The sequence below is a fragment of the Lysobacter dokdonensis DS-58 genome, from assembly GCF_000770795.1.
Classification (GTDB): Bacteria; Pseudomonadota; Gammaproteobacteria; order Xanthomonadales; family Xanthomonadaceae; genus Noviluteimonas; species Noviluteimonas dokdonensis.
Genome location: NZ_JRKJ01000013.1, coordinates 1 through 9,203, shown reverse-complemented (window position 1 = coordinate 9,203; position 9,203 = coordinate 1). Strand labels below are relative to the sequence as shown.

General features: G+C 69.6%; 9 protein-coding genes. 3 read left to right on the top strand and 6 right to left on the bottom strand.

All coding sequences use genetic code 11. From position 1 onward, the window contains the following. Together LF41_RS09900 and lptD are read right to left on the bottom strand one after the other, a co-directional pair. On the bottom strand, positions 1-1,359 hold a 1,359-nt coding region (locus tag LF41_RS09900), incomplete at its 3' end, for a peptidylprolyl isomerase (protein ID WP_052116308.1). Then, positions 1,356-3,719, bottom strand: coding sequence for an LPS-assembly protein LptD (gene lptD, locus LF41_RS09895; RefSeq protein WP_237577716.1), 2,364 nt, complete (start codon positions 3,717-3,719; stop codon positions 1,356-1,358). The genes lptD and LF41_RS09900, both read right to left, overlap by 4 nt. 154 nt (positions 3,720-3,873) lie before the next feature. On the opposite strand from lptD, the gene msrB reads away from it, so the two are divergent. Further along, entirely contained in the window at positions 3,874-4,299 is a 426-nt protein-coding gene (msrB, locus tag LF41_RS09890) for a peptide-methionine (R)-S-oxide reductase MsrB (RefSeq protein ID WP_036169148.1), read from the top strand. On the opposite strand, the gene LF41_RS09885 is transcribed toward msrB, so the two are convergent. Genes LF41_RS09885 through LF41_RS09875 form a run of 3 tightly spaced genes read right to left on the bottom strand, consistent with a single transcriptional unit; the run spans position 4,296 to position 6,387 of the window. Continuing rightward, positions 4,296-5,219 carry a histone deacetylase family protein gene (locus LF41_RS09885; protein ID WP_036169146.1) on the bottom strand — a complete coding sequence of 308 codons (924 nt, stop codon included), beginning with the start codon at positions 5,217-5,219 and terminating at the stop codon, positions 4,296-4,298. The two genes, msrB and LF41_RS09885, sit on opposite strands and share 4 nt — an antisense overlap. Further along, the gene (locus LF41_RS09880; RefSeq protein ID WP_036169144.1) at positions 5,219-5,782 is read right to left on the bottom strand and encodes a cob(I)yrinic acid a,c-diamide adenosyltransferase; all 564 of its coding nucleotides are present in this window, start codon (positions 5,780-5,782) and stop codon (positions 5,219-5,221) included. The genes LF41_RS09885 and LF41_RS09880 overlap by 1 nt, the downstream gene beginning before the upstream one ends. A 17-nt stretch (positions 5,783-5,799) precedes the next feature. Further along, positions 5,800-6,387, bottom strand: a complete 588-nt coding sequence (locus tag LF41_RS09875; protein WP_052116306.1) for a DUF6580 family putative transport protein — start codon at positions 6,385-6,387, stop codon at positions 5,800-5,802. 67 nt (positions 6,388-6,454) lie between these two features. On the opposite strand from LF41_RS09875, the gene ubiH reads away from it, so the two are divergent. Both ubiH and LF41_RS09865 read left to right on the top strand, forming a co-directional pair. Next, positions 6,455-7,663 carry a 2-octaprenyl-6-methoxyphenyl hydroxylase gene (gene ubiH / locus LF41_RS09870; RefSeq protein ID WP_036169142.1) on the top strand — a complete coding sequence of 403 codons (1,209 nt, stop codon included), beginning with the start codon at positions 6,455-6,457 and terminating at the stop codon, positions 7,661-7,663. Beyond that, the gene (locus LF41_RS09865) at positions 7,660-8,853 is read left to right on the top strand and encodes a UbiH/UbiF family hydroxylase (protein WP_036169140.1); all 1,194 of its coding nucleotides are present in this window, start codon (positions 7,660-7,662) and stop codon (positions 8,851-8,853) included. Before ubiH ends, LF41_RS09865 begins: the two co-directional genes overlap by 4 nt. Before the next feature lie 57 nt (positions 8,854-8,910). Here LF41_RS09865 and LF41_RS09860 read toward each other — a convergent pair. After that, a partial coding sequence (locus LF41_RS09860) for an EF-hand domain-containing protein (protein WP_052116305.1) occupies positions 8,911-9,203 on the bottom strand: 293 nt, incomplete at its 5' end.

Below are 9,203 nucleotides of genomic sequence, written 5' to 3'. Positions count from 1 at the left end.
GGCGGGCGCGGTGTCGGCCGGCGCTGCGGGCGTCGCCGCCGGCTGTTCGCCGGTGGCCACGGGGGCCAGGCGGACCTCGACGAACGCCTCGCCGCGCATTTCGCGCAGGAAGCGGTTGTATTCGTCCTCGAGCTTGCGGCGGCCGATGGCCTCGCGCATCTGCGCGCGCTGGCTCTGGTTGGTCTTGCCCTGGCGCGTGCCCACGCGCTGCACGATGTGGAAACCGGCATCGGTGCGGAACGGCTTGGACACGCCGCCGTCGGCGAGCGCCGCGACCTGGCTGCCGAAGGTCGGCCCGAAACGATCCGACGGGAACCAGCCGAGGTCACCGCCCTGCGACTTGGTGTCGGCGTCTTCCGAATCGCTCTTGGCGAGCGCTTCGAAATCCGCGCCGCCGGCCAGGCGCGCGGACAGCGTCTCGATCTTCTGGCGCGCCGCGGTTTCCGGATGCGCGTCGTCGACGCGCGCCAGGATGTGGCGGGCATGGAACTCGGTGACGGGCGTGCCTTCGCCGGTGGCGTCGCGCTGCTCGACCAGCTTCACCAGCTGGAAGCCGCTCGGGCCACGGATCGGGCCGATGACCTGGCCGGTCTGCATCGAACGGATCACGTTGGCAAAGGTCGGCGGGATTTCATCCAGCCCGCGCCAGCCCAGGTCGCCGCCTTCCAGCGCGTTGGGCGCGTCGGAGTAGCGCACCGCGGCCGCGTTGAACTCGAGCTCGCCCTTGTCGATGAGCGCCTTGATGCCCTCGATCTTCTTCTGGCCGGTCGCGATCTGCTCGGCGGTGGCGCCATCGGGCAGCTGCACCAGCAGGTTGGCGAGGTGGTATTGCGTGTTGTTGGCCTGCGCGGCCACGGCGGCGTCGACTTCCGACTCGCTGACCGTGATGCGGCCCTGCGCGAAGCTCTGGCGCAGCTGCTGGATCATGATCTCGTCGCGGATCGAGCGGCGGAACTCGTCCCACGTCTGGCCCTGCGTGACCTGTGCGCGCAGCTGGTCGACGGTGAGGCTGTTGCCCTCGGCGATGCGGCCGAGCGCGTTGTCCACGTCCTGGTCGGTCACCTTGATGCCCGAATCGGAGGCGCGCTTGACCTGCAGCTTGTTGAGCACGAGGCGTTCGAGCACCTGGCGCTCGAGGACGTCGTCGGGCGGCAACTGGTCGGTGCGGTTGGCGTACTGGCCCTTGATGTTGGCCACGGCGTGGTCGAGCTCGCTGCGGAGCACGACGTCTTCCTCGACGACGGCGACCGGGCGGTCGATCGGCGTCAGCGATTGCGCGTGGACGAAGGGCACCAGCGCGAGGGCGACGGCGAACGCGCCGGCGAGCGTGCGGCCGGCGGAGCGGAACGAATGGGTCATGGCGTGGGATCCGGGTCCTCAGGGGGCTGGCCCGCGGCGGTTTCCGGCGGCACCAGGTACAGATCGCCGCGATTGTAGCCAAGGATGGCCCTGCGCAGCGTCTTGCGGGTGTCCTGTCCGGCCGAGCCGAGGCCTTTCAGTTCGATCTCCAGCATGATGCCGCGGCTGAGATCGCCTTCGCGATTGTGCACGTAGCGCCGGCCGACAAGCCGAACGGCGACGCAACAGCTGTCCCACTGGACGCCGAGGATCTGCTCCAGCGGCTTGCTGTCGAGGATCGAGTAGTAATGCCGCCCGACCACGCTCCAGGTGGGGTTGATCGGATACAGGAACGAGAAGTCGGCCTGCTCGGAGATGTCGCGGCGGAAGCGGTAGGACAGATTGATGATGCCGTCGTCGGGCAGCGTGTAGCGGCCGCGGACGCTCACCAGGTCCTTTTCGCGCTCCTTCGGGTTCCACTGGTAGGAGGCGCCGATGCTCCAGCGGTCGCTCGGGGCCCACGACGCGTCGGCGACCCACGCCGAACGCCCCTTCTCGATGGGCAGCTCGCCGGGCAGCACCACGCGCGAATCGTCGAAGTACTTGATCTGGCCGATGCTGGCCGACAGGCGCTCCTTGCCGTCGGATTCGCGCAGCAGGCGCGTGGTGAAGGCCAGGGTGAGCTGGTTGGCGTCCGCCTGCCGGTCCGCGCCGGAGTAGCGGTTGTCGCGGAACATCTGGCCCCAGCTGAAGGTGAGCGCGCCGGTGTCGAAGACCGGCAGGTTGTCCTGGTTGCGGTAGGGCGTGCGCAGGTAATAGACGCGCGGTTCGATGGTCTGCAGGTAGGGCTGGCCGTCGAAGGACGTCGCGCGGTCGAAGAACAGGCCCGCGTCGATGCTGCCGATCGGCACGCTGCGCGTCGGAGAACGCGCGGCGCGGCGCGCGACCGCGAAATCGCGGTCGACCTGGTAGGCGGTGTAACGCCAGGCGAGCGTCGGCCGGATGAACCAGCTCGCGCCTTCCAGCGGCAACGACACGTAGGGCTTGATGTCCAGGCGCGAGCCACCGCCCGATTCGAATTCGCGCGGGATCCCGGGGCCGGCCGGCGGTCCGAGGAACGCCGCGTCCTTCTGGAAGCGCACGGCCTCGCCGTCCACGCCGATATCGAAGATCGAGTCGCGCCACGTGTAGGAGGCGTAGGCACGCGGCAGGCGGTCGAACGGCAGGCTGGCTTCGGTCAGCGTGTAGTCGGCGAGCTGGTAGCGGTCGGCCATCAGGCCGGCGGTCCAGTTGCGCCCGCGGCCGTAGATGCCCACGTCGCTGTGGGCGTTGTACACCGCGATGCCCTGGATCGAGTTGTTGAAATCCTCGAAGTAGCGCGGGTCGCTGATGTGCAGGATGTTCGCGCGCGTCTGCCAATTGCGCGTCAGGTTGCGGAACCCGTTGAAGCCGAAGTAGCCGCGCGCGCCGTAACCCGGGTCGTCCTCGCGCAACTTGTCGTTGGGCATGTAGGCGCCGGAGACCGTCGCCATGCCGTCTTCGTCGAGGTAGCGGAACTCCGCGCCGAGCATCGATCCGCGGTCGGTCATGATCCGCGGGTACAGCGTCATGTCGTAGTTCGGCGCCAGGTTGATGTAGATCGGCTGCTTGTAGTCCAGCCCGTTGCGGTCGGAGTTGGACAGCGACGGGAACAGCAGGCCCGTGCGGCGGCGGTCGTCGATCGGGAACATGAACCACGGCACGTACAGCACCGGCACCTTGCCCACGCGCAGGATCGCGTGGTGCGCGGTGGCGAAGCCTTCGGCCGAATCCACGTCGATGCGGTCGGCGCGCAACTCCCAGTGGCGGTCCTTGGGATCGCACGTGGAATACGTGGAGTCGTGCAGCACAGCCTGCTGGCCGTGCAAGTCGATCTCCTCCGACTCGCCGTTGCCGCGGCGCGAGACCAGCTGGTACTTCAGGTCCTGGATCTTGTGTTCGTCGAGCGCCTGGTTGCCTTCGGCGTGCTCGGCCGTCAGGCGCATCGCGCTGTCCTGGTAGCGGATGTTGCCCTCGGCGATGTAGCGCTGCGTGTCGCTGTCGAACTGCAGGCGGTCCGCGCCGAGGAACTGGTCCCCGCGGCGCAGCGCGACGTTGCCTTCGAACTGCGGTGCGACGTCGGTGCCCGAGAGCACGTCGCCTTCGATGTCCGTCGGCTGTGCGGCGCGCGGCCCGATGTTGATGCCGGTGGCCGGCACGTCGTCGAACGGCGCGATCGCGTTGCCGACCGGACACAGCGAAAAGTCGAGCGGCATGTCCTCCATCGACTGCGCCCACGCCTGCGCGGAAAGCGAGAGCCCGATGCACAGGGCGAGGGTGGTCGGTCGGAGTCTGGGTCGCACGTGACATCCCGGTCGTTGCAAGTCGCCCGGCAGGATGCCGCATGGCCCCGAAACGGGCAATGCGCGCCGCGGGGGCTTCACTTCCCCTGAACACCCCGCGTCCATGCACGAGCCACACTGTGCCCTGACCGCCCCTGCACGCCGAGGAGCCTCGATGGACAAGCCCAACAACGCCGCGACCGCCCGCAGCGACGCCGAGTGGCGCGCGCAACTGACGCCGGAGCAATACGCCGTGTGCCGCTGCTCGGGTACCGAGCGCGCCTTCACCGGCAAGTACTGGGACCACAAGGCCGACGGCGTGTACACGTGCGTGGCCTGCGGCACGCCGCTGTTCCTCTCGGACGCCAAGTACGACTCGGGCAGCGGATGGCCGAGCTACTTCGAACCGGTCTCGCCCAGCGCGGTCACCGAGCACGTCGACGAGGGCCACGGCATGCGCCGGGTCGAGATCCGCTGCGCGAGCTGCGAATCGCACCTGGGCCACGTCTTCCCCGACGGCCCACCGCCGACGGGCCTGCGCTACTGCATCAATTCGGCGGCGCTGGATTTCCATCCCGTCGCCGAAGTCGGCGGCGGCTAGGCCGGTTCGAGACCCGACAGCGCCGCGACGTGCGCGACGCTGCATTCGGCGAGCGCCTGCAGGTCGTAGCCGCCTTCCAGCATGGAGACCATCCGGCCGCCCGCGTGGCGGCCGGCGACTTTCGCCAGCTCGAGGGTGACCCACGCGTAATCGTCGGCCTGCAATTGCAGTTGCGCGAGCGGGTCGCGCCAGTGCGCATCGAAGCCGGCCGACACGATGACCAGTTGCGGACGGAAGTCCTCGAGCGCGGGCAACAGGCGCTCGCGCCACGCGGCGCGGAACGCATCGCTGCCCGCACCGGGTTGGAGCGGTGCATTGAAGATGTTGCCTTCGCCGCGCTCCTCGACATAGCCGCTGTCGGGATACAGCGGGGACTGGTGCGAGCTCAGGTACAGCACGCGCGGGTCGTGTTCGAAGATCGCCTGCGTGCCGTTGCCGTGGTGCACGTCGAAATCGATCACCGCGACGCGTTCGAGATTGCCGTGCGCGATCGCATGCGCTGCGGCGACGGCGGCGCTGTTGAACAGGCAGAAGCCCATCGCGACATCGCCGGTGGCGTGGTGGCCCGGCGGACGCACCGCGCAGAACGCGCGGTCGGCCTGCCCGTGCAGCACCGCGTCCGTCGCGGCGACCGCGGCGCCCGCGGCGCGCAGCGCGGCCTCGGCCGACGCGGGCGAGAGCACGGTGTCGGCATCCAGGTGCACGCGTTGCGTGGGATTCGTGTCGAGCACCGTCGACAACAGTTCGGGCGTATGCACGCGCAGCAACTGGCCACGCGTGGCGCGCGGCGCCTCATGCCATTGCAGCGCGGGGAATGCGGCGTGCAACGCATCGAGCACGGCGCGCAGGCGTTCGGGGCGTTCGGCGTGGCCGGGGCCGGTGTCGTGCAACAGGCACGCCGGGTGCGTCCACGCCTGCATCACTTGCGGCGCTCGTGTTTCCACAGCACCTCGCCGTGGCCCGACTCGCGCGCCAGCACGCGCGCGAGCACGAACAACAGGTCGGACAGGCGATTGAGATAACGGATGGCTTCGGCGCGCACGGCATCGTGGCGCGCGAGCGTCACGGTCTCGCGTTCGGCGCGTCGCACGATGGTGCGCGCGAGATGGCAGCGGGCCGCGGCTTCGCCGCCACCGGGCAGGATGAAGTCCTTCAGCGGCGGCAGCGGATCGTTGAATGCGTCGAGATGGCGTTCGAGGGCTTCGACGTCGCTTTCCTGGATGGCCGCGTGCCCCGGGATGCACAGCTCGCCGCCGAGGTCGAACAACTGGTGTTGGATCGTCGTCAGCAGCGTGGCGATCGCCTCGCCCTGCGGACCCGGCAACGGCGTGGCGAGCAGCACGCCGATCGCCGAGTTGGCTTCATCGACCGTGCCGTAAGCCGCCACGCGTGCCGAATCCTTCGCAACGCGCGTGCCGTCGCCCAGACCGGTGGTGCCGTCGTCGCCGGTCTTGGTGTAGATCTTGCTGAGGCGGTTGCCCATCGCGCGAGCGGGGGCGATCAGACCGTCTGCGCGCGGAGCGCCGGCACGTGGCGGCGCAGCAGCGCGAAGCCACCGAACAGCAGCGCCGAATAGAACAGCGTGCCCAGCACCGTCCACTGGAAGAACGGCAGCGCCTGCGCGTAGCAGGGCACGAGGCCCGTGGTGCACGCCGGATAGCCGGGCACCATCTGCGCGGTGAGCCACACGCCGAAGTTGCTGACGAGGAAGAACAGTACCGAGCCCGCCAGCGAGTAGCCGAGCACGCGCGCGCCGGTGACCTTGCCGCGCAGGCCGAAGCCCATCAGCGTGGTGAGCGCGATGCACGCGTAGACGATCCAGAAGCTGGGCGTCGAGAAGTATTCGGAATACGAACCGCCCATCATGCGGGCGAGCACCAGGTCGGACACGAACATGCCCGCCAGCGGCACCAGCAGCGCCCATTTGCGCGCGGCGAAATAGGCGCCGCCGAACAGCGCGATGGCCTCGACCGGCGAGAAGTTCGGCGGATGCGGCAGCAGGCGCGTCAGCGCGGCGATCAGGATCAGGCCGGCCAGGGCGATGGGGCCGGGCGCGATGGCGGCGGAGGTGACGGGCTCGCGATTCATGCGTGACGGGCGATGGAGCGGATGGACCGTTAGCATACTCCACCCGACCCGACGGACCTCTCACCCCATGCCCGGCACCCGTTTCGATGTGGCCATCGTCGGCGGCGGGCTCGTGGGTGCGAGCCTGGCCATCGCGCTGGACCGCATCGGCCGCCGCGTCGCGCTGATCGAAGCAGCGCCGGCCGGCGCCCCGCCCGCGGTGTTCGACGAACGCAACCTCAGTTTCGCCGAGGCCACCGTGCACGGCCTGCGCGCATTGGGCGTGCTGCGCCACCTGCGCGCACCCCCGGGCGCGATCCGCCGCATCCATGTCAGCCGTGCCGGCGATTTCGGGCGCGTGGTGCTCGATGCGTCGGAGCACGGCCGCGACGCCTTCGGCCAGGTCGTCGTCGCGCGCGACTTCGGCCTCGCCCTCGAAGCGCGCTTGAACGAGTGCACGCACGTCACGCGATTGCGCCCGATGCGTTTCGAGGCGGCGTCGTCGGGCGGGGGCATGCGCGTGTTGCAGATGCGCGACGCCGCCGGCGCTGCGCATTCGATCGAAGCGCAGCTGCTCGTCGGCGCAGATGGCACGCGCAGTATCGTGCGCGATGCATTGGGCATCGGCGTCGACGAACATGATTTCCGGCAGACGCTGTTCGTCGCCCGCGTGCGCACCGAGCGCGCGCCGGACGGCACTGCTTACGAACGTTTCGGTCCCAATGGCCCGACGGCGCTGCTGCCGCGGGGCGATGGGCATTTCGGCGTCGTGCATGGCGTGCCGCGCGACCAGGCCGACGCGGTCGCCGCGTTGCCGGAGGCGCAATGGCTCGCCAGATTGCAGTCGGCGTTCGGCTGGCGAGTGGGGCGCTTGATCGCGAGCGGCACGCGCAGCGCCTATCCGATCGTGCAAGTCGTCGCGCGGTCGCTGACCGGCGAGCGCGCGGTCCTCGTCGGCAATGCCGCGCAGACCCTGCATCCGATCGGCGCGCAGGGGTTCAACCTGGGATTGCGCGATGCGCTGACGCTCGCCGAAATGATCGAAGCGGGCGGCGACCCCGGTGACGCCACGTTGCTGTCCGAACACGCGCGCCGCCGCGCGGAGGATCGCGCACGCACGCTGCAATTCTCCGGCGGCCTGGCGCGGCTCACCGCGAACGACGGTGACACCATGCGTCCGCTGCGCAGCCTCGGGTTCGGCGCGTTGCAGCATCTGCCGGCGTTGCGTGCGCAACTGGTCGGCGGCGCATTGGGCTATCGCGGCGACGTGCCGCGGTTGTGCAGGGGGGAGCCATGAGTCGTCGCGGCCGTCTCGATGCGGTGATCGTCGGCGGTGGCGTCGTCGGGTGCGCCGCCGCGCTCGCGCTGGCCAGGCAGGGGCTCGAAGTCGCGTTGCTCGAAGCCCAGGCGCCCGCCGCGTGGTCGGCGGACAAGCGCGACCTGCGCGTGTACGCCTTCGCACCGGACAACGCCGCGTTGCTCGACAGCGTCGGTGCGTGGCGCGGCGTGCGCGAAGCGCGCCTGCAACCGTATCGCCGCATGCGGGTGTGGGATGCGGCCGGTGGCGGCGAACTCACGTTCGATGCCGACACGCTCGCGCGCGCGGAACTCGGATGGATCGTCGAACACGGCCTGCTCGTCGATCGTTTGTGGAATGCGTTGCCTGGCGCCGGCGTGCGCGTCCATGCGCCGGCGCGCGCCGAGGACATCGAACAGCACGATGACGGCGTTCGGGTGCGGCTCGACGACGGGCGCACCCTCGATGCGCGCGTGTTGCTCGCGGCCGATGGCGCGGAGTCCGCCGTGCGCGCGATGGCCGGTTTCGAAACGCAGCGCCACGATTACGCGCAAAAGGGCGTCGTCGCCTACGTCGCGAGCGAGCGGCCGCACGACGACACCGCATGGCAACGCTTCCTGCCGACGGGCCCGCTCGCGCTGCTGCCGTGCACGCGCGGCGAGAGCGGCGAGCACATGGGTTCGATCGTCTGGACGTTGCCGGATGCGGAGGCCGAGCGCGTGCTCGCGCTCGATGCGCAGGCGTTCGGCATCGAGCTTACGAACGCGTTCGAGGACACGCTGGGTGCACTCACGCTGTATTCCAATCGCGCCGCATTCCCGCTGCGCCGGCAGCTCGCGAACGAATACGCAAAGGGCCGGGTGCTCCTGCTCGGCGACGCGGCGCACGTCGTGCATCCGCTCGCGGGGCAAGGCGTGAACCTGGGCCTGCGCGATGTGTCGGCGCTTGCGAAGTCGATCGAAGAGGCGAACGCACGCCGGATCGACTGGACTGCACCCCACCGCCTCGCGCGTTGGGCGCGCACGCGCCGCAGCGAGAATGCCACGAACGCGCACGCCTTCAGCGCGATCAATGCGTTGTTCTCGAACGACGACATGGCCACGACGTTGTTGCGCGGCCCGTTGCTGGGCCTTGCGGGGAAAGTGCCGCCCCTGGCGCATGCCTTGTGGAAGCACGCGGCAGGCGTGTGACGAAACGAAAAACGCCGGCGAACGCCGGCGTTTTCCTTCCTCCGCTGCAACGCGTGGTCAGCGCAGCCAGCCTTTCATTTCTTCCTTGCTCAGGCGTCCGTTGTGGTTGGCGTCGACCACGTGGAATTCGCGTGCGAGATCGTCGTTTCCGCTGGCGCGCACCTCTGCACGGCTGACGTTGCCGTCGCCGTTCTTGTCGAGCGCGCTCCAGTCGACCTTGTAGTTCGACGACACGGAATCCGGCGCGTGTTCGCGCACGGTGACCGGCGCGCCCGCAGGCGGCGGCATCGCATCGGTCGGCGGCGGCGGAGGCGGCGGTTGCGGCGCTTCCGGCGGCGCAGGCACGCCCG